Below are 18,944 nucleotides of genomic sequence, written 5' to 3'. Positions count from 1 at the left end.
TCGGTGAAGCGGTATCTCACATGTGAGATAAGGTCCGGCGCATGACTGATGACTACCTGAGCCGGATCGGCAATCTCATCCGGGACGCCCGCAAACATCGCGGCTGGACGCAGACCCAGCTCGCCGACGTGCTGGGCACCAGTCAAAGTGCGGTGAACCGGATCGAAAAGGGCCATCAGAACCTCACTCTCGAGATGCTCGCCCGGATCGGCGAAGCACTCGACTCCGAGATTGTCTCTCTCGGTGGCGGTCCGGTCCACCTTCGTGTGGTGGGTGGACGCCAGCTGTCCGGATCCATCGACGTCAAGTCCAGCAAGAACGCCGGTGTCGCGCTGCTGTGCGCCAGCCTGCTGAACAAGGGCCGGACGACGCTGCGCAAGGTCGCCCGGATCGAGGAGGTCAACCGGCTGCTCGAAGTACTGAACTCGATCGGCGTGAAGACCACCTGGCTGAACGACGCCGGCGACCTGGAGATCGTCCCGCCGGCCCACCTCGACCTGGCCTCGATGGACGCCGAGGCGGCCCGCCGGACCCGCAGCATCATCATGTTCCTCGGCCCGCTGCTGCACCGCGAGGACACCTTCCAGCTCCCGTACGCCGGTGGCTGCGACCTCGGCACCCGGACGGTCGAGCCGCACATGTCCGCGCTGCGCCCGTTCGGCCTGGACATCAAGGCGACCGCCGGCGAGTACCACGCGATGGTGAACCGCGCCGTCACGCCGGTCAAGCCGATCGTGCTGACCGAGCGCGGCGACACGGTGACCGAGAACGCGATCATGGCCGCCGCCCGGTACGACGGCGTCACGGTGATCCGCAACGCCAGCTCGAACTACATGGTCCAGGACCTGTGCTTCTACCTCGACCTGCTCGGCGTGACGATCGACGGCGTCGGCAGTACGACGCTGACCGTGCACGGCAAGCCGGACATCGATGTGGACGTCGACTACGCGCCGTCCGAGGACCCGATCGAGGCGATGAGCCTGCTCACCGCGGCGATCGTGACCAGCTCGGAGATCACCATCCGGCGGGCGCCGATCGAGTTCCTCGAGATCGAGCTGGCGCTGCTGGAGGAGATGGGCCTCGACTACAGCCGCACTGACGAGTACCTGGCCGAGAACGGCCGGACCCGGCTGGTCGACCTGACCACAGGTGCGTCCACGCTGCACGCGCCGATCGACAAGATCCACCCGATGCCGTTCCCGGGCCTGAACATCGACAACCTGCCGTTCTTCGCGGTGATCGCGGCGACGGCGACCGGGCAGACGCTGATCCACGACTGGGTCTACGAGAACCGCGCGATCTACCTGACCGACCTGAACAAGCTCGGCGGCCGGGTCAAGCTGCTCGACCCGCACCGGGTGATGGTCGAGGGCCCGACGCACTTCTCCGGTGCCGAGATCATGTGCCCGCCGGCGCTGCGCCCGGCGGTCGTCACGCTGATCGCGATGATGGCGGCCAAGGGCACCTCGGTGCTGCGGTCGGTCTACGTGATCAACCGCGGCTACGAGGAACTCGCCGCCCGGCTCAACTCGCTAGGCGCCCAGATCGAGACGTTCCGCGACATCTGAGTCTTGCAAGAAGGCCACGGCCTCGGTGATCACCTCCGGATCGACCATGATCCGGCGATGACCGAGGCCGTTCGTCTGCAGAAAGTGCGCTCGCGACCCGTACTGCGCCAGCAGCACCGGCGCCTGCGACGGGTCCACCACGTCATCCTCGTCGTTGTGGATCGCCAGCAGGTCCACCTCGCCGGCCGCGACGGAGTACTTCGTCCAGATCTCCTGGTCGCCATCGAACAGTTTTCGCTCGATCGACCGGCGCAGCGACGTGTTGGCCCTGGCGCCAAGTCCAAGCTCTCGACAGAAAGCGTCGGCGAGATAGCCGAAGTCCGCGAGCCCGCTGATCGTCACCACTCGCTTGGCCTGTACTCCCTCGCGGACCGCAAACAACGCGAACGGGACGCCGAGCGAGTGCGCGATGACGCCCTCGAACGGCCCATGCCTGTCCTCGAGACCTTGGATGATGCGCTGGTGGTCGAGGATCGTCCCGGCCGGCCCTTCGGAGTCGCCGTGCCCGGGGGCGTCGTACGTGATCGGGCTGTAGCCGAGTTCGAGCAGGCGCTGGACGAAGGCGTAGTACCGGGAAGCTCGGGAGCGCCAGCCGTGGACGAGGAGGACCGGGCGGCTGCCGTCGCCCCAGGCATAGGTGACGACGCCGTCGACGACCTCGACCCGCGCGGCCTCGTGCACCACGCGTTCGTCGGCCCGGACCTTGCCGCGCGCCAACGGCCGCCGCCACAACTCGAACGCCACCCGTCCCGCGATCGACGGCGGAAGCACCTTCAAGCTCGCATGAACCACTTCAACGATCACTGGACGCTCCTCTTTCGGAAACTATACGAACGGTCGTATTATTAGTTTAGGCGAGCAGCCACGTCAACCGAACTAAGATGACCGGCACAGGAGGTGGCGGTGGAGACGCGTGTCGACGGACGGCTGGTGCGGGGTGACCAGACCCGGCGGGCTGTGCTGGGCAAGGCGGTCGAGATCGCCTCGGTGGACGGGCTCGAAGGGCTGTCGATCGGGCGGCTCGCCAAGGAGCTGGAGATCAGCAAGAGCGGGTTGTTCGCGCACTTCGGGTCGAAGGAGGAGTTGCAGCTCGCGACGGTTCGGGCGGCCCGGCGGATCTACGTGACCGCAGTGGTGGAGCCTGCGCTCGCGACTGCGCCCGGGTTCAGCCGGGTCTGGGCGCTGAGCGAGTGTTGGCTGGACTACTCGCAGCGGCGCGTCTTCCCGGGCGGGTGCTTCTTCGCGAAGGCCTCCCACGAGTACGGCGCCCGCCGCGGTCCGGTACGCGACTACCTGGCTGAGGTGAATCGGGAGTGGGTTCAGCTCGTCGAGCAAACCATCGGCGAAGCGATCTCTCTTGGCGAGCTCGAGGCCGACCCCGCGCAACTCGCCTTCGAGCTGAACGCCTACTACGACTCGGCCAACCTCGCCTCACTGCTCCACGACGACGATGGCGCGATCTACGCCCAGGCGCGTCACTCGATCCGCGCGCGACTCGAATCAGCCGCAACAGCCGGTACTGCGCTGCCCTGGCGATCCGGGAGATCGCGCTGACGCCCGATGGGGGAGAAGAGCAGGACCAGCCCGGCTAGCGGCACACCTGCCGTGGCGATCCACAGCGCAGGACGGAGGCCTAGTACTTCGCCCAGTGTGCCGCCCAGCAATGCGCCGATTGGGATCGTGCCGTAGTTGAGGAACGACGTACTGGCTGCGAGGCGGCCGCGGAGCTCGGGTGGGCAGTAGGCCTGCTGGAAGGTCGCCTTGATCGTGTTGCCGGCTACTACGCCGACGCCGATGCAGAAGGCGCCGATCGGGTAGAGGGCGAGGCCGGGGCCCTTGCTGGTCAAGGGGATCAGCAGGGCCAGTGTCGGCAGGACGAGCTCGAACAGCAGGGTTGCGCGCGCAGTACCGACTCTGTTGGCGACGCGGCGGCCCAGGAACGCTCCGACGACTCCACCGCTGCTGCCAATGGCGATCAGGGCGCCGACGAGACCGGGGGAGAGGCCGACCTCGCGGACGAGGAACACCACGACGATCGACTGGTAGCCCATCAGGGCGATGTTGGAGACGCCGCCGAAGATCGTCATGGTGCGAAGCCAGACGTCACCGGCGACGAGCTTCAGGCCGGACAGCACCTCGACGCGCAGTGGGCTTCGGTCGGAGGTCTGCCGGCGCGGTTCGCGCCAGCGGATCGAGGTGAGGCAGAGCAGGGCGGCGAGGAAGGTCGCGGCGTCGACGAGCATCGCGTCGACGGCGCCGGTGAGCTGGACGATCAGACCACCACAACCGACCCCGGCGATCTGAGCGGCCGCGGCGCTGCCGTGGAGTTTGGCGTTGCCTTCGGCCTGATCGTCCTGAGCGAGGAGGGTCGGCAGGTAGGCGGTGTAGGCGGTTTGGAAGAAAACGGCGGCGGCTCCGGTCAGTACTGCGACGGCGAGCAGCAACTCGACGCTCAGCAGGCCCGCGTACGCCGCGAGCGGGATGCTCCCGAAGAGGATCAGGGAGGTCGCCGAGGCGAGTTGCATGATCGGCCGGCGTTGCCAGCGATCCACCCAGGCGCCGACCGGCAGCCCGATCAGCAGCCAGGGCAGCCAAGCGGCCGCGCTCAGCAGACCGACCTGGAAAGTCGTTGCCTGAAGCACCGATACGGCGATCAGCGGCAGCGCGACGGTCGACACCGAACTGCCGAACCGGCTGACCGTCTCACCGACCCAGAACCAGCGGAAGTCGCGATGACGGACCAGCAGGCTCCTGCCGGCCGCCGTCCTAGAGGTCACGCGGGCCGCCGGGGGAACGACTGCAGTTGCACGATCACGGGCATCGCGTCTGGGTCCTCTGAGTCGCCCGTGTAGCGCTCGATGGTCGCCTGCAGTTCCTCGTTGAGTGCCACCAGCTTCTCCGGGGTCAGCTTCAGATCCCGCCAATCGGACAGGCCGGCTGCGTGTTGCCATTCGCCCGACCAGTCCTCGGCGACGTACCGGCGTACGCGGTCGTAGTACCGCTCGACCAGGTCTTCCAGGTAGACCTTCAGCGCTCCGCTCGTCTCGGGGTCGTCGCGGAAGTCGGCCGGGTTGAGCACCGTGCCGCCCGGCGGTACCCGCCACCAGCGTTCGCGTTTGGTGCCGCGGTCGGCCTCTTCCTCGATGTAGCCGTGCTCGGCGAGCAGTCGCAGATGCCAGCTGATGGTCCCCGTGCTCTCGCCCAGTCGCGCGGACAGTCCGGTCGAGGTGGCCGGCCCGTCCAGCTCCAGCGCTTCGAGGATGCGCATCCGCAGGGGGTGCGCGAGGCCGCGCAGGCTGCGGGCGTCGATCCGCCTTGGTGTCATGCTGGTCATCGTAACTTGCAGAGGAGTCTCTGCAAAGACTCCTCTGGAAATATCCGGAGAGATGCTTCGCTGAGGCCGGCCCGCAGCCAGGGCGCGGAATCAGCTGGTCGAGTGCTCGACCATGCGTCCGCTGTGGCGATGGCGCGGACGGCTGCGCACGCACGACCCTGCGCTGATGCCCCGACACGCCGGGGGAAGCGTTTGCTGGCCGAGGACGGTATGCGCCGGCGTCCAGACCCTCCCGGCCCTGTGCCCCAGGGGTCTGACCCGCCATCCCGAGCCCCGCCCGCCCGACATCACCTGATCATTCGCCACCTTTTGACCACTCAGCCCACCTTGTGCGCCGGCTATTCACCCCAACCAGGCCGTACGACGCCCAGCCCGTGCCCAAGGTCGATCCCGTCTCGCCGGTTGGGGAGGGAAATGTCCCGGACTGGGCGCAAAATCCGCCCCGGGTCCAGCGAAAATCCTCCCCAACTGCTGATTGCAGCCGGCGCTGGCGCTCGTGGTGCTGGTCCGGCAGGCCTCGACGTCGCGACGGTGGGACAGACCGGCCACCGCGCGGACCCGGCCAGCACGCCGATCCGCCGCATGCTGTCCCAGCCGGGGAGGATTGTCGGTGGCCGGCTCTAGGTTCTTGGTATGCGGCCTCATGTGGTGGCTCAGGTGGCGGTCTCGATCGACGGTGCGACGACCGGGTTCGAGGCCGATCAGGCGCGCTTCTATGCGCTGGCGACGCTCTGGCAGGAGGACGTGACGCTGGTCGGCGCCGACACGATCCTGGCCCAGGAGAGTGCTGTCCGGACGGCCGTTCGCCCCGGTCCGCGCGCCGACGGACCGCTGCTCGCGGTCGTCGACAGCCGTCATCGCGTCCACAACCTCGAAGCTCTGCGCGAGCTCGGCTACTGGTCCGACGTCCTCGCCCTGTACTCCGATCAGACCCCGGCGCGTCCACCCGACAGCGCGATCCAGGAGCTCGTCACCGGCTATGACCGGGTCGACCTCGCCGAATTGCTGGAGCTGCTCGGCCGACGGGGCGCCAAGGTCGTCCGCGTCGACAGCGGCGGCAGTTTGCTCGGAGCACTCCTCGACCTAGGCCTGATCGACGAGCTCACGCTGCTCGTCCACCCCGTCCTGGTCGGCGACGCACCGCGCTGGCACGACTCGTTCACCGGTCACCTCGACCTCTCCCTGGCCAATGTCGAGACCTTCCTGCCAGGCATCACCTGGCTCCGGTATTGCATCGCCTCCTTCGACGCCGGCGAAAGTGTCGGTGGGGATGGCTAGTGTGAGTCGTGATGAGGAAGCAGCATGAGTGGTACGACGAGCATGATGCCGAGCGGTGGGTCGCGGAGCCGGTCAAGCGGCCCGGGCGCACCGCGTTCGCGCGCGATCGTGCCCGGGTGCTGCACAGTGCCGCGCTCCGTCGGCTGGCGGCGAAGACGCAGGTGGTCACGGCCGGCAGCGACGACTTCGTTCGCAACAGGCTGACCCACAGCCTGGAGGTCGCGCAGATCGGCCGCGAACTCGCCAGCACGCTCGGCTGCGACCCGGACATCGTGGATGCCGCTTGTCTGGCGCATGATCTGGGCCATCCGCCGTTCGGCCACAACGGCGAGCGGGCGCTGGACCAGCTTGCCGAGAAGATCGGCGGGTTCGAGGGGAACGCGCAGACGCTGAGGTTGCTGACCCGGCTGGAGTCGAAGACGTTCGATCAGAACGGGCGCAGTGTCGGGCTGAATCTCAGTCGCGCGACGCTCGACGCGGCAACGAAGTACCCGTGGCCGAGGCGGACCGGCGAGCGCAAGTTCGGCGTGTACGACGATGACGCCGCGGTCTTCGACTGGTTGCGGCAGGGCGTCGACGCGGGTGGGCGGCGCTGTCTCGAGGCGCAGGTGATGGACTTCGCCGACGACGTGGCGTACTCGGTGCACGACGTGGAGGACGGGATCGTGGCGCACCACATCGACCTCGGCCGGGTCGGCGCCGAGCGGGCGCAGTACTGGGAGACGGTACGGCGTTCTTACTTGCCGGAGGCAACCGATGCGGAGCTGGACGAGAGCTGGCAGCGGCTGACGAGCCTGGTGTACTGGCCGCGGGCGGCGTTCGACGACAGCCGGCGTGCGCACGGCGGGTTGAAGGATCTGACCAGCCAGCTCATCGGGCGTTTCGTGACTGCGGCGGAGCAGGCGACCCACGCCCGGTTCGGCCGGTCGCGACTGGTTCGCTACGAAGCGGACCTGGTCGTGCCGAGCGGGATCCGCGCCGAGATCGGCCTGCTGAAGGGGATCGGCATGTTCCACGTGCTGAACTCGCCGGAACGCCAGGCTCGGCGAGCGGTCCAGCGCGAACTGCTCACCGAACTGGTGGACGCCCTGTCCAAGTCAGCGCCGAACCACCTGGACGCCGCCTTCGCCGCCGACTTCAAGGAAGCCGGGGACGACAGTGCTCGCCTCCGCGTCGTCATAGACCAGGTCGCGTCGCTGACCGACCCCTCGGCCCAGGCCTGGCACACCGCCCTCGTCCGCTGACCTCCGAAGAACCTCAGGGCTGAGGTTCTTCGGAGGCAACGGGTCAGTGGATGGACTCGAAGGGGAGGTGGAGGCCGAGCTGTTCCCGGATCGGCTTGTTCGTAAGGCGGATCTGGGTGAGTTCGGCCGGGGAGAGGGCGCGGCGGTAGACCCGGACGTCGTCCAGCGTCCCGTGGAAGCGGTTCACGCCGTCCACCCGCTGACCGACGTGGATGCCCTGGACACCGAACTCCTTGCCCGCCGTCACCGATCCCGGCGGTGCGACAGCGGAGCCGACCTCGACGCCGTCGACGAGGAGCCTGAGCGACCCGCCAACGCGCTGCAGGACGACGTGATGCCACTGGTCGTCGTTGTAGGCCGAGCTCGACTGCACGGTGACGTTGAAGCGGTCGACCGCCATCAGCGCCCTGATCCGCTGGCTTCCCGGTTCCGCTCGCAGCCAGACCTGCGGTGTCGTCCCTGATCCGGTCCGGTAGGCCCAGAGGATCGAGTGCGTTCCGGTGATCGCGCCGTACCTGATCCACGCCATCATGGTGAAGTCGTCCGCGCCGACATCGATGGACCGGTCGAACGGCACCTCGACGCGATCGTCCACCCCGTCCAGCGCGATCCCGTTGCCGAATTTGCCCGGAGCAACGATCGCGCCGCCTCGCACGTACGCCGGGGTGTGGCCCGGGCTCGCATCGGTGGTCCGCGGTCCCGGCGCGGGCGGTCCCGGAATCCCGGGTGGCGTCCCGTTCGGCGTACTGAGGTAGGCCTCGTTGAACCGTGCGTACCGGATGGTCTCGTACGGCGTCGCCACGCCCGCCTCGTAGAGCAACCCGGCCTCGTCACCTTCCAGACGGACGAGGTCCGAGTAGGCAGTCGGTCCCCACCAGAAGACCTTGCCCTGCTGCCATGTACCCCACGTGCGAGCCTCGTTGTACGAGGACCGCACGGTCATCACCTCGCGAGCAGCTGCATGAGCCGGCGCGGAGAACAGGATGCGGTTGCGCCGATCACCGTCGTCCCGCGCGCTGAATCGCAGCAACGAGCCCTGTACGTCGGGCATCACCAGCGCGGGCAGCGTCTTGAAGGGTGCATCGAACGTCGCTCCACCGTCGCTGCTGATCGCCTCGGCCCGGCTGCCCCGGTCTGTACCGCGTTCACGGGCGAGCGCGTAGATCCTCCCGTCGGTCAGCTCGACCACGGTGACCTCCTGCGCGATCACGGTGCCGTCGTCGCGGGAGGTGGTCGCGCCGATGTGCCAAGTCTGGCCGGAGTCGTCGCTGTAGAGCAGGTGGGTGCCGTAGATGTGCTTGCCGACCCCGTCGTACGTCTCGAAGTTCGCGCCGACGATCATCCGTCCGGCGTGATTGCCGCGCTGCAGTTGGATGCCGTGCATCGGACCGGTCGCGTACCAGAAGTTCCAGGACGGCAGCTTGGCATCGGTCAGTTCCCGCGCCGGCGTCCAGGTGGCGCCGTTGTCGTCGCTGGTCTGGACGTACGGGTCGCGGTCGCAGCCGTTCGGGCACGGCGCGGAGCCGTTGTGGGTGCTGACGACAACGATCCGCCCGGTCGACTGGTCGACGATGGGGACCGGGTTGCCGTGGGTGGTGCCGTTGCCTTCGGAAACGACCTGGAGTGGGCCCCAGGTCTTGCCGCCGTCGGACGACCGCCGGAGTACGAGATCGATGTCGCCGTCGTCACCACAGTCGGCGACCCGCCCCTCGGCGAACGCCAGCACCGTGCCGTTGGCGGCGCGCACGATGGCTGGAATCCGGAAGCACGCATACCCGTCGGTCTTCTGCTGGAACAACACGTTGTCCTCGACGAACGGCTGGGCCGCCGGTACTGCGGACTGCGGGGCGTCAGGTGGCGCAGAGGCCGGCCGGGCGGTCGCCGGGGGGCTGCCGGCCAGTGTCGCGACCAGTGCGCCGGTGGCGATCAGTGCGGTGGTCAGCGGACGTGTGGAGGTGGTTCGAAAGAGGCGGAGGACCATAGCTCACTCCCTGCCGAAGCGTAGGACATGGGATGTCCTGCGAAAACATAGTGATTTACCCGCGGTCCGGCAAGAGGTCGCGGCGGGCCTGTCAGGAAGCCCTGTCAGGAGGCTCGGGTCAGGAAGCTCGGGTCAGGAAGCTTCGGACTCGGCGCGGGCGATCCGGGTCCGGATGTCGGAGAAGTGCAGCCGCATCGCGTCGCGGGCCGCCTCGGCGTCGCGGTCGCGCACGGCGCTGACGATCCGGCGGTGGTTGGCGATGATGTCGTCGGTCCGGTCGGCCGGCTCGCCCAGGATGTGCTCCACGTCGTGGTACGTGTCCCAGAAAAGGCCGATCAACTGCAGGACGAGCTCGTTCCCGCAGTTCTCGTACAGCAGTGCGTGGAAGGCCCGGTCCGCACCCGGGTCGTGGGCCATCGCCGTCACCAGCGCGTCCAGCGCGGAAAGCCTTCCCTCGCTGGTCCGCGCCTTGGCCACCTCGCCGATCAGCCCGGTCTCGAGCAGTTCGCGGACCTCGACCAGGTCGTGGATCGCGCGGACGCCGTGGCCGGCCCTGGAGCGGACCCGGAACGCGAGCGAGGTGGTCAGCCCAGTCAGTGAGGTCTGTCCGACGAAGGTGCCGTAGCCGTGCCGGATGTCGACGATGCCGAGCGCCTGGAGTGCGCGGATCGACTCCCGGACGCTGTTGCGGCTGGCGCCGAGCAGGTCCATCAGTTGCGGTTCGGTCGGCATCGCCGCGCCGGGCGCGAGGCCGCGTTCGTGGATCAGCTCGATGATCCGTTCCTCCAGGGCAGCGCCCGGGCGCATCCGCATCCTGCCTCCTGTGCCGGCCATTGCGCGGCAATCTACACCGCACCAGCTCTTGACCGGCTGCGGCTCGGTGTCCTACCGTCCGTGAACATCCTACGTCCTATGTCTTGCATCACCGCCGGTTTGCTGAGGAGAAGTCATGTCACCGGGCCCCATCAATCGCCGTACCTTGCTGACCGGAGCCGCGGCCGCTGCCGCGGGCCTGGCGCTGGCCGGCTGTTCGTCGGACGACAGCCCCAGCGCGGCCGGAACCGCCGGCCGAAAGCCGGGGGAGAAGATCACCCTGGCGTTCTGGTCCTGGGTGCCGGGAATCGACAAGGCCGTCGACCTGTGGAACAGCAAGAACCCGGATGTCCAGGTGAAGCTGGAGAAGGTGATCGCGGGCTCCAAGGGTGCCTACCCCAAGATGTTCGCCGCGCTGAAGGCCGGCAACCCACCCGACCTCGGCCAGGTGGAGTACCAGCAGATCCCGGCCTTCCTGCTGGAGAAGGGCCTGGTCGACCTCACGCAGTACGGGATCAACGACCAGGCCGGGAAGTTCGTCGACTGGCAATGGCAGCAGGGCAGCTTCGGGTCCGGTGTGTACGCCGTACCGCAAGCGTCCGGGCCGATGGGCATGTACTACCGGACGGATCGCTTCAAGGCGTGGGGCGTGCAGCCGCCGACCACCTGGGCCGAGTTCGAGACAGCCGCCCGGGCCATCCGCAAGGCTGACCCGACGTCGTACATCTGCTCCTTCCCGCCCACCAGCGGCGGCTGGTTCAGCGCGATGGCCTGGCAGGCCGGTGCGAAGTGGTTCGACGTACGCGGTGACGACTGGGTAGTCACCATCGACTCGCCCGAGACGCGGAAGGTGGCGTCCTACTGGGAAGGGCTGATCCGTGCTGACCTGGTCAAGCCGGAGCCGGATCAGCAGAGCGGATGGTTCTCCGAGGTCCAGGGCGGCAAGATCGGGTGCTGGGTCGCCGCGCAGTGGGGTGACGCGATCCTGACCGGCAACGCGGCGAACACCGCGGGCAAATGGGCGGTCACCCAGATGCCACAGTGGGACAAGGCGAAGCCGTCCAGCTCGAACTGGGGTGGCTCCAGCACCGCGGTACTGAACGGCTCCAAGTATCCGAAGGAAGCACTCGAGTTCGCGATCTGGCTGAACACCGACAAGGCCAGCGTGGATCTGCTGATCCAGGGCGGCTACGGCTGGCCGGCGGCCAAGGACGCGTTCACCGGCTCGGCGCTGGACAAGCCGAGCGCGTTCTTCGGCGGTGCGAAGTACAACGAGGTGTTCGCCAAGTCCGACCAGTTGATCGACAAGAGCTGGAAGTGGATCCCGACCATCAGCGACACCTATCGCCACCTCGGTGACGCGATCACCGCCGCGATCGCGAACAAGACCTCCTTCGGCGATGCGATCGCAACCGTGCAGCGGCAGACCGTGGCTGACCTGCAGGCCAAGGGGCTGAAGGTGGCCACCGGGTGAGGCGCCACCGCAACCTTGCCGTCCTCGCACTGCTCGGGCCGTTCTGCCTGCTGTTCGCGGGCTGCTTCCTGGCGCCGATCGGTTATGCGATCTACCAGAGCCTGCTGAAGGTCGAGCGCAGCGGGCCGCTCGGCCTCGGCGGTGACAAGTCGGTCTTCGCCGGGTTCGCCAACTATTCCGCCGCCCTGCGCGACAGCGAGTTCACCGGCAGCGTGCTGCGGGTGCTGTTGTTCGGCGTCGTGCAGGTCCCGTTGATGATCGTGCTGTCCGTCGTCCTGGCGTTGCTGCTGGAATCGGCGTCGGCCCGCTGGGTGCCGTTCTTCCGCTCGGCGTTCTTCCTGCCGCACGGGGTGCCAGGGGTGATAGCGTCGATCCTGTGGGGCTTCCTCTACGTGCCTGGGATCAGCCCGATCGTCCGGCTGCTGGACGGCGCCGGCCTACAGGTGGACTTCCTCTCCAGCGGCACCGTGCTGTGGTCGATCGCGAACATCGTCACCTGGCAGTTCGCGGGCTACAACATGCTGATCGTCATCTCGCAGTTGAAGGCGGTTCCGATCGAGCTCTACGAGGCGGCGCGCATCGACGGCACCAATGCCTGGCAGTTGGCGCGCTACCTCAAGCTGCCGATGGCGCGGCCCGCGATCGTCCTGACCACCGTCTTCTCGATCATCGGGACGCTGCAACTGTTCTCCGAGCCGTTGGTACTCCGGCCGCTGACGGTCGCCATCAACGACACCTACACCCCGAACCTGAACGCGTACACCCAGGCGTTCGTCAACAACAGCTACAACCTGGCCGCCGCGGAGGCCGTGCTGCTCGCGCTCGTGGCGTGCCTGCTCTCGTTCGGCTTCCTGCGTCTGGTCGGACGGCAGGGGGACGAGTGACCTCCACCCCGCTGCGCTGGCGGATCATCGTCTCGTCCCTGCTGGCGGTGGCCGCCGTCTACTTCCTGATCCCGGTCTACTGGCTGGTGCTGGCGGCGACGAAGGACACCACCGGGCTGTTCGGCTCGAACGGGTTCTGGCTGGCCGACCCGCATCCGATCCGCTACCTGCGGATGGTGCTTAGCTATGACAACGGCATCTACCTCCGCTGGATCGCCAACAGCCTGCTGTACGCCGGGGTAGGTGCTCTGGCGGCCACCTTGCTCTCGTCGGCGGCGGGGTACGCCCTGGCCAAGTTCCGGTTCCCCGGGCGTGAGACGGTCTTCAACATCGTGCTGGCCGGGGTGTTGATCCCGGCGACCGCCCTTGCGCTGCCGCTGTACCTGCTGTTCAACAAAGTCGGTCTGACCAACTCGTACGCCGCGGTACTGATCCCGAGCATGGTGAGTCCGTTCGGGGTCTACCTGTGCAGGATCTACGCGACCGCCGCGGTGCCGGACGGCCTGCTCGAGGCCGCGCGGATCGACGGCGCCGGCGAGTTGGCGATCTTCCGGCGGATCGTGCTGCGGGTGATGACGCCTGCCCTGGTCACCGTGTTCCTCTTCCAGTTCGTCGGCATCTGGAACAACTTCTTCCTGCCCCTGGTGATGCTGTCCGATCAGAAGCTCTATCCGGTCACGCTCGGCCTGACCTCCTGGCACGGCTACACCGACCGCGCGCCGATCCTGTACCAGCTCACGGTCGGCGGTGCTCTGCTGTCGGTGATTCCCCTGATGATCCTGATGGTCGTCCTGCAACGCCACTGGCGCACAGGGCTGACGCAGGGAAGCCTGAAGGATTAGCCTCACTCCATGACTGACTCGGAACGCATTGTCATCATCGGAGCGAGCCTGGCGGGAGCCCAGGCAGCCAAGACCCTGCGGGAGGAAGGGTGGACCGGCCAAGTCGTCCTGATCGGTGAAGAGACCGAGTTGCCTTACGAGCGACCGCCGCTGTCGAAGGCCGTGCTGCTCGGCAAGGACGAGCCCGTCAGCGCCCAGCTCCACGACCGTGCCTGGTACGACGAGAACAACATCGAACTCCGGCTCGGCGCCAAGGCGACCGCCATCGACACCGCGGCCAGCACAGTGACACTCGACGACGGCTCAGAGGTCGGCTACGACAAGCTGCTCATCGCGACCGGCAGCCGCGTCCGCAAGCTCGACGTACCGGGTGGTGACCTGCAAGGCATCCACTACCTCCGTACTGCGGCGCAGTCGCAAGCCCTGACCGACGCGTACGCCGCCAAGCCGCGCGTGGTCGTCGTCGGAGCCGGCTGGATCGGGCTGGAAGCTGCCTCGGCCGCCCGCGAACGCGGCTGCGAGGTCACCGTCGTCGAGCCGCAGTCCACCGCCCTCGCTTCGGTGATGGGCGAGCAGGTCGGCGAGCTGTATGCCGACCTCCACCGTCAGCACGGCGTCGACCTCCGGTTCAACAGTGGCGTCGAAGGCTTCGAGGGTGACGGCAAGCTGACCGGCGTACGGGTCTCCGGTGGCGACGTGTTGCCCGCGGACCTGGTGGTCGTCGGTGTCGGAGTCCAGCCCAACACCGAGCTCGCCGAGGCCGCGGGGATCGACGTCGCGAGCCGCGAGGACGGTTCCGGCATCCGCACTGGCGCGGACCTGCAGACCTCAGTACCGGGCGTGTACGCCGCCGGCGACGTGGTCCGCTGGGACCACCCGCTGCTCGGCCACTCGATCCGCGTCGAGCACTGGCAGAACGCGAAGGACAGCGGCGCCGCGGCGGCGAAGGCGATGATCGGGCAGGACGTGTCGCAGGACGCGATCCCGTACTTCTTCACCGACCAGTACGACCTCGGCATGGAGTACGCCGGTGACGTGCCGCGCGGTACGTCGTACCAGGTCGTCCTGCGCGGTGACCCGGCATCGGGCGCCTACCTGGCCTTCTGGCTGGCCGACGACAACCACGTGCTGGCCGGCATGCACGTCAACACGTGGGGCGCGATCGACGGCGTACGGGACCTGATCCGCACCAAGAAGCAGGTCGATCCGGCCCGCCTCGCGGACTCCTCGATCGAGCTGCCGGAGGTCTAGCCGGCGTCCGTTGTACTGCGGTCGCGTGCTGGACCGTAGACTCACCGCGTGGCCGGCAGGATCAAGGAAGAGGACATCGCGCTGGTGCGCGAGCGTGCTCGGATCGATGAAGTGGTCGGCTCCTACGTGACCCTGAAGAACGCCGGCGGCGGCTCGCTCAAGGGACTGTGCCCGTTCCATGACGAGAAGTCGCCGTCGTTCAACGTCACCCCGGCGCGCGGCTTCTTCTACTGCTTCGGCTGCCAAGAGGGCGGCGACGTCATCGACTTCATCCAGAAGATCGATCAGATCAGCTTCCACGAAGCCGTCGAGACGCTCGCCGCGAAGGTCGGCATCCAGCTCCGGTACGACGAATCGGGCACGCCGGTCCAGCGGTCGCAGAGCAATCAGCGGCCGCGGCTCGTCGAGGCGCACAAGGTGGCGGCGGAGTACTACTCCGAGCAGCTCTTCGGCGCCCCGGAGGCGATGCTCGGGCGGCAGTTCCTGGACAAGCGCGGCTTCGACCGTGACGCGGCGGCGCTGTTCGGCGTCGGCTTCGCGCCGCGTGGCGGTGAGGCGCTCGTAGCGCACCTGCGAGGCCGCGGCTTCACCAACACCGAACTGGTCACCTCCGGCTTGTGCGCGGACGGCCAGCGCGGACTCTACGACCGCTTCCGCGGCCGGCTGATGTGGCCGATCCGCGATGCCGGCGGCGACGTGATCGGCTTCGGGGCGCGGCGGCTCTTCGATGACGACAAGATCGAGGCGAAGTACCTCAACACCGGCGAGACCCCGATCTACAAGAAGTCGAAGGTCCTGTACGGCGTGGACCTGGCCCGCCGGGAGATCGCGAAGGGCAAGCAGGCCGTGGTCGTCGAGGGCTATACGGATGTGATGGCCTGCCACCTGGCCGGAGTACAGACTGCTGTTGCCACCTGCGGCACGTCGTTCGGTGAGGACCACTCGCGGGTACTCCGGCAGCTCTTGCTGGATCATGACCAGTTCCGGGGCGAGGTGATCTTCACCTTCGACGGCGACAGCGCCGGGCAGCGGGCCGCGTTGAAGGCCTTCGAAGGCGATCAGGCGTTCGCGTCGCAGACGTATGTGGCCGTGGAGCCGGATGGGCTCGACCCGTGCGACCTGCGGTTGCAGAAGGGCGACGCGGCGGTGCGCGAGCTGATCGGGCGGCGGGTCCCGCTGTACCGGTTCGTGCTGTCCAACGTGTTGTCGAAGTACGACCTGGACCGGGCAGACACCCGGATCGACGCGATGCGGGATGCGGCGCGGCTCGTGGTGAGCATCCGGGATCGGTCGAAGGTGGACGCGTTCACCCGCGAGCTCGCTGGGCATCTGGGGATGGAGGTGGACCAGGTGCGGACCGAAGTACATCGGGCTGCCTCCCGGCCTGCGCCGGCCCCGGCTGTTGTGCGTGATCGTGGGCCGGTGCAGACGACGAGTGAGGCTCCGCCGCCGCCCCGGGTCGACCTGCCGTCGCCGCGGGACCAGCGGTTCGTGATCGAGTGGGACGTACTGAAGATCGCGATGCAGTACCCGCATCTGATGGGGGTCGCGTTCGACGAGCTGGACGACCAGGACTTCACGCATCCTTGGCTCGCGGCGGTGCGGGGCGCGATGGAGAAGACAGGTGGGCCCGTGCACGCGGCGCCGGGAGAGGCGTGGGTCGTCGCGGTACGGGAAGCGATGGGGATCGATCCGGCGGCGGCTGTGGTCAGCGCGCTCGCCGTCGACCCGGTGCGGCTCGATCGCGACCCTGACGAGATCTATGCGCGGGCGCATCTGGCCCGGCTCCAGGAACTCACCTGCCTGCGCCGGATCGCCGACCTGAAGTCGAAGCTGCAGCGGACCAACCCGATCGATCGGGCGGACGACTACAACCGGATGTTCGGCGAGCTGATCGCGCTGGAGCGCTACCGGGCCGAACTCCGCGAACAGGCGATCAGCGGCGCCATCTGAGGTGTTTGGGGCCTGTTATCCACAGGCTTTTCATTACCGGTCGGTCACCAAGTGTGATCGCGGCAGTATTCCTAGTGACAGAGGGAGACTGCCATGCCAGAGCTGGACTGCGACCCGGCCGACCTGCACGCCTTGATCGCGTACCTCCGCGAGATCGGCCGCCACGACCTGCTGACCACCGACGAGGTGACCAGCCATGCCACCTGGATAGAGGCCGGCCTGCTGGCTGCCGACCGCCTGAACACTGCTTCAGCCGAGCTCCGTGCCGAGCTGGAGGCTGTGGTGGTGTTGGGGGAGCGGGCTCGCCGGCGGATGATCGAGGGCAACCTGAGGCTCGTGGTGTCGCTGGCCAAGCGGTACACGGGCAAGGGGATCTCGCTCCTGGACCTCATCCAGGAGGGGAATCTCGGGTTGATGCGAGCGGTCGAGCGCTTCGACCACAAGCTCGGCAACCGCTTCTCGACGTACGCGATCTGGTGGATCCGGCAGGCGATCGGGCGCGCGATCTCCGACCGCTCGAGGCTGGTCCGGATGCCGGCTCAGGCGTACACCGACGCCGGCCGAGTGACCGCAGTGCACCGTGAGCTCACCCAGCGCCTTGGCCGCGAGCCGTCGACCGCCGAGGTGGCCGCGGGAGCCTGCCTCACCGTCGCCCGGGTGGAGCGTGCTCACGCCTGGAAGATCAAGCCTGAGTCACTCGACCTGGAGGAGACCGACCAGTACGTCGATGACGAGGCGATCGTGCTGCGGGCGGCCCTTCGCCGTGACCTCCACTACCAGCTGGAGTTCCTCGATGACGTCCAGCGAGCGGTCGTCAGCCTCCGCTTCGGTCTGGTCGGCCCGGCGGCCGCCTCGGTGGACGAGACCGCCACCGTGCTGGAGCTCGACCCAGACCAGGTCCGCGCCCTGGAGGCTGAGGCGCTGATCGCGCTCCGGCGCCGCTGCGCGATCGGATTGCGAGACTATGCGGCCTGACGGTTGGAGCCGGCTGAGATCATGGAGCTGTGCTGAGACTTCGTCGTACGTCGTGGCCGCGCGAGCTGACCGAGGCGGTCACCATCGCCTCCAGGCATTCTCCGGGCGGCAAGGAGGACGTCCTGGCCGCGGTCCAGCTGCTCGATGGCGGCTGGGTGGCGGGCAGCCGCGCGGCGCTGTACCTGCCCACGGAGACTGCGGGCGCAGTACGCCGGGTCGGCTGGGAGAAGATCGAGCGGGCCGGCTGGGACTCCGAAGCGTCGGTTCTGCGTGTCTACGAGACGACTCCGTTCGGTACTCCGCTACGCGGTACCGAGCTGAAGGTCGACGACCCGGGCCGCTTCGGCCAGCTGCTGCGCGAGCGCGTCGACGCGAGCGTCGTGATCCAGCGCCACGTTCCGTTGGTGGGCAAGAAGGGTGTCCGCATCGTCGGCCGCCGCAACCCGTCCGAGCCAGGTGCTCCGACGAGCTGGAACTTCGTTCTGGACAAGGGATTGGAGCCCACCCAGCCCGGTCTCGTCGAGGCCGCCGAAGCAGCCCTGGCAGCCGTCCGCGACGAGTTCGGAATCTGAGCTGGAAGCGATCCCAAATCCCATTTTTGTAGTTGGTCCCGGGCCTGCTAACCTACTCAGGTCCTCAGGCGTTAGGGGATCGGGAAGCACTTCGATCCCGCGTAGCTCAATTGGCAGAGCAGCCGGCTGTTAACCGGCAGGTTGATGGTTCGAGTCCATCCGCGGGAGCCAGCTGGACATGAGGCGCTGAACGGGAACGTTCAGCGCCTCTGCGATTTTCTGGACGTCCTCGAACGTCAGGTCCGTCTCGCCGGAGTTGATCCGCCGGTTGACCCACATGAACGACACGCCCAGCTGCATCGCTAGGCGCCGGTTCGATAGCTGCTGTCGTCCGAGCTCCGCGCGGATCTCACTCGCGATAAGCCGGGACGGCGCGCCCCCCGAGGGCGCTACCACTGTGTTCGTCATGCGTGACACTGTAACGCTTGCTCAGGTCCACGGCTAGAGACCAATTCCACACCAAATCGCTACCACGTCTCGCCGTGTGCTTGACCTGCAACGATAAACGTGTCAACGTACCGGTCATGATAACCACGCCGAACGCTACCGTTGCAGCAACGGTGCGCGCCGAGATGGCGCGGAAGAACGTCACCACCCGCGATCTCGCCGGCAAGCTCGGTGTATCCGCCGCGTGGGTTTCCCGTCGCACCACCGGTTCCGTACCGATCACGCCCGACGAGGCGCACCGCATCGCGGCCGCGCTCGACGTCGATCCCTCGGTGCTTCTCAGCACCACCTGACCGGTCGGCCCGGGCTCGTGTAGAGCGTCCGGCGA

Annotated in this window: 18 protein-coding genes and 1 tRNA gene; 13 read left to right on the top strand and 6 right to left on the bottom strand. The window is 67.7% G+C overall.

The window, feature by feature from the left end; translation table 11 throughout:
* The first annotated feature begins 41 nt into the window (after positions 1-41).
* On the top strand, positions 42-1,568 hold the full coding sequence (locus tag A3ES_RS0106470) for a helix-turn-helix domain-containing protein (RefSeq protein ID WP_020385969.1): 1,527 nt from the start codon (positions 42-44) through the stop codon (positions 1,566-1,568).
* Here the strand turns inward: A3ES_RS0106470 and A3ES_RS46440 are convergent.
* On the bottom strand, positions 1,533-2,372 hold the full coding sequence (locus tag A3ES_RS46440) for an alpha/beta hydrolase (protein WP_020385968.1): 840 nt from the start codon (positions 2,370-2,372) through the stop codon (positions 1,533-1,535). The two genes, A3ES_RS0106470 and A3ES_RS46440, sit on opposite strands and share 36 nt — an antisense overlap.
* A 99-nt stretch (positions 2,373-2,471) precedes the next feature.
* Between A3ES_RS46440 and A3ES_RS0106460 the strand changes: the two genes are divergently transcribed.
* Complete coding sequence (locus tag A3ES_RS0106460) at positions 2,472-3,122, top strand: TetR/AcrR family transcriptional regulator (protein WP_020385967.1); 651 nt, start codon at positions 2,472-2,474, stop codon at positions 3,120-3,122.
* Here A3ES_RS0106460 and A3ES_RS0106455 read toward each other — a convergent pair.
* Entirely contained in the window at positions 3,044-4,345 is a 1,302-nt protein-coding gene (locus A3ES_RS0106455; protein WP_020385966.1) for an MFS transporter, read from the bottom strand. The two genes, A3ES_RS0106460 and A3ES_RS0106455, sit on opposite strands and share 79 nt — an antisense overlap.
* Positions 4,342-4,893 carry an ArsR/SmtB family transcription factor gene (locus tag A3ES_RS0106450; protein ID WP_202806441.1) on the bottom strand — a complete coding sequence of 184 codons (552 nt, stop codon included), beginning with the start codon at positions 4,891-4,893 and terminating at the stop codon, positions 4,342-4,344. Before A3ES_RS0106450 ends, A3ES_RS0106455 begins: the two co-directional genes overlap by 4 nt.
* Before the next feature lie 642 nt (positions 4,894-5,535).
* On the opposite strand from A3ES_RS0106450, the gene A3ES_RS0106445 reads away from it, so the two are divergent.
* Positions 5,536-6,180, top strand: a complete 645-nt coding sequence (locus tag A3ES_RS0106445) for a dihydrofolate reductase family protein (RefSeq protein WP_020385964.1) — start codon at positions 5,536-5,538, stop codon at positions 6,178-6,180.
* Between the two features lie 11 nt (positions 6,181-6,191).
* Positions 6,192-7,424, top strand: coding sequence for a deoxyguanosinetriphosphate triphosphohydrolase (locus tag A3ES_RS0106440; RefSeq protein WP_020385963.1), 1,233 nt, complete (start codon positions 6,192-6,194; stop codon positions 7,422-7,424).
* Positions 7,425-7,467: 43 nt separating this feature from the next.
* Here the strand turns inward: A3ES_RS0106440 and A3ES_RS0106435 are convergent, their stop codons facing one another.
* Complete coding sequence (locus A3ES_RS0106435) at positions 7,468-9,405, bottom strand: sialidase family protein (RefSeq protein ID WP_020385962.1); 1,938 nt, start codon at positions 9,403-9,405, stop codon at positions 7,468-7,470.
* A 132-nt stretch (positions 9,406-9,537) separates the two neighbouring features.
* On the bottom strand, positions 9,538-10,218 hold the full coding sequence (locus tag A3ES_RS0106430) for a FadR/GntR family transcriptional regulator (RefSeq protein WP_020385961.1): 681 nt from the start codon (positions 10,216-10,218) through the stop codon (positions 9,538-9,540).
* A 136-nt stretch (positions 10,219-10,354) separates the two neighbouring features.
* Between A3ES_RS0106430 and A3ES_RS0106425 the strand changes: the two genes are divergently transcribed.
* The 8 genes from A3ES_RS0106425 (at position 10,355) to A3ES_RS0106390 (ending at position 18,340) form a co-directional block, all read left to right on the top strand.
* The gene (locus tag A3ES_RS0106425; RefSeq protein WP_020385960.1) at positions 10,355-11,692 is read left to right on the top strand and encodes an ABC transporter substrate-binding protein; all 1,338 of its coding nucleotides are present in this window, start codon (positions 10,355-10,357) and stop codon (positions 11,690-11,692) included.
* A complete protein-coding gene (locus A3ES_RS0106420) occupies positions 11,689-12,576 on the top strand; it encodes a carbohydrate ABC transporter permease (RefSeq protein WP_020385959.1) in 888 nt (295 codons plus the stop codon). Before A3ES_RS0106425 ends, A3ES_RS0106420 begins: the two co-directional genes overlap by 4 nt.
* A complete protein-coding gene (locus A3ES_RS0106415; RefSeq protein ID WP_020385958.1) occupies positions 12,573-13,418 on the top strand; it encodes a carbohydrate ABC transporter permease in 846 nt (281 codons plus the stop codon). The genes A3ES_RS0106420 and A3ES_RS0106415 overlap by 4 nt, the downstream gene beginning before the upstream one ends.
* Before the next feature lie 9 nt (positions 13,419-13,427).
* Positions 13,428-14,669, top strand: coding sequence for an NAD(P)/FAD-dependent oxidoreductase (locus A3ES_RS0106410; protein WP_020385957.1), 1,242 nt, complete (start codon positions 13,428-13,430; stop codon positions 14,667-14,669).
* Positions 14,670-14,717: 48 nt separating this feature from the next.
* A complete protein-coding gene (dnaG, locus tag A3ES_RS0106405) occupies positions 14,718-16,622 on the top strand; it encodes a DNA primase (protein WP_020385956.1) in 1,905 nt (634 codons plus the stop codon).
* Between the two features lie 93 nt (positions 16,623-16,715).
* The gene (locus A3ES_RS0106400; protein WP_020385955.1) at positions 16,716-17,597 is read left to right on the top strand and encodes a sigma-70 family RNA polymerase sigma factor; all 882 of its coding nucleotides are present in this window, start codon (positions 16,716-16,718) and stop codon (positions 17,595-17,597) included.
* A gap of 29 nt (positions 17,598-17,626) precedes the next feature.
* A complete protein-coding gene (locus A3ES_RS0106395; RefSeq protein WP_020385954.1) occupies positions 17,627-18,169 on the top strand; it encodes a hypothetical protein in 543 nt (180 codons plus the stop codon).
* Between the two features lie 95 nt (positions 18,170-18,264).
* A tRNA-Asn gene (locus A3ES_RS0106390) sits at positions 18,265-18,340 on the top strand.
* Here the strand turns inward: A3ES_RS0106390 and A3ES_RS57000 are convergent.
* Positions 18,299-18,577 (bottom strand): helix-turn-helix domain-containing protein, encoded by a 279-nt coding sequence (locus A3ES_RS57000; protein WP_083933236.1) that lies wholly within the window; start codon positions 18,575-18,577, stop codon positions 18,299-18,301. The two genes, A3ES_RS0106390 and A3ES_RS57000, sit on opposite strands and share 42 nt — an antisense overlap.
* Positions 18,578-18,693: 116 nt before the next feature.
* Here A3ES_RS57000 and A3ES_RS0106385 point away from each other — a divergent pair, with 116 nt between their 5' ends.
* A complete protein-coding gene (locus A3ES_RS0106385) occupies positions 18,694-18,909 on the top strand; it encodes a helix-turn-helix domain-containing protein (protein ID WP_083933226.1) in 216 nt (71 codons plus the stop codon).
* Positions 18,910-18,944 lie beyond the last annotated feature (35 nt).

The sequence above is a fragment of the Kribbella catacumbae DSM 19601 genome, from assembly GCF_000372465.1.
GTDB classification, from domain to species: Bacteria; Actinomycetota; Actinomycetes; order Propionibacteriales; family Kribbellaceae; genus Kribbella; species Kribbella catacumbae.
Note: the sequence above shows the minus strand (reverse complement) of the source record. Positions and strands in the feature narration are given on the sequence as shown.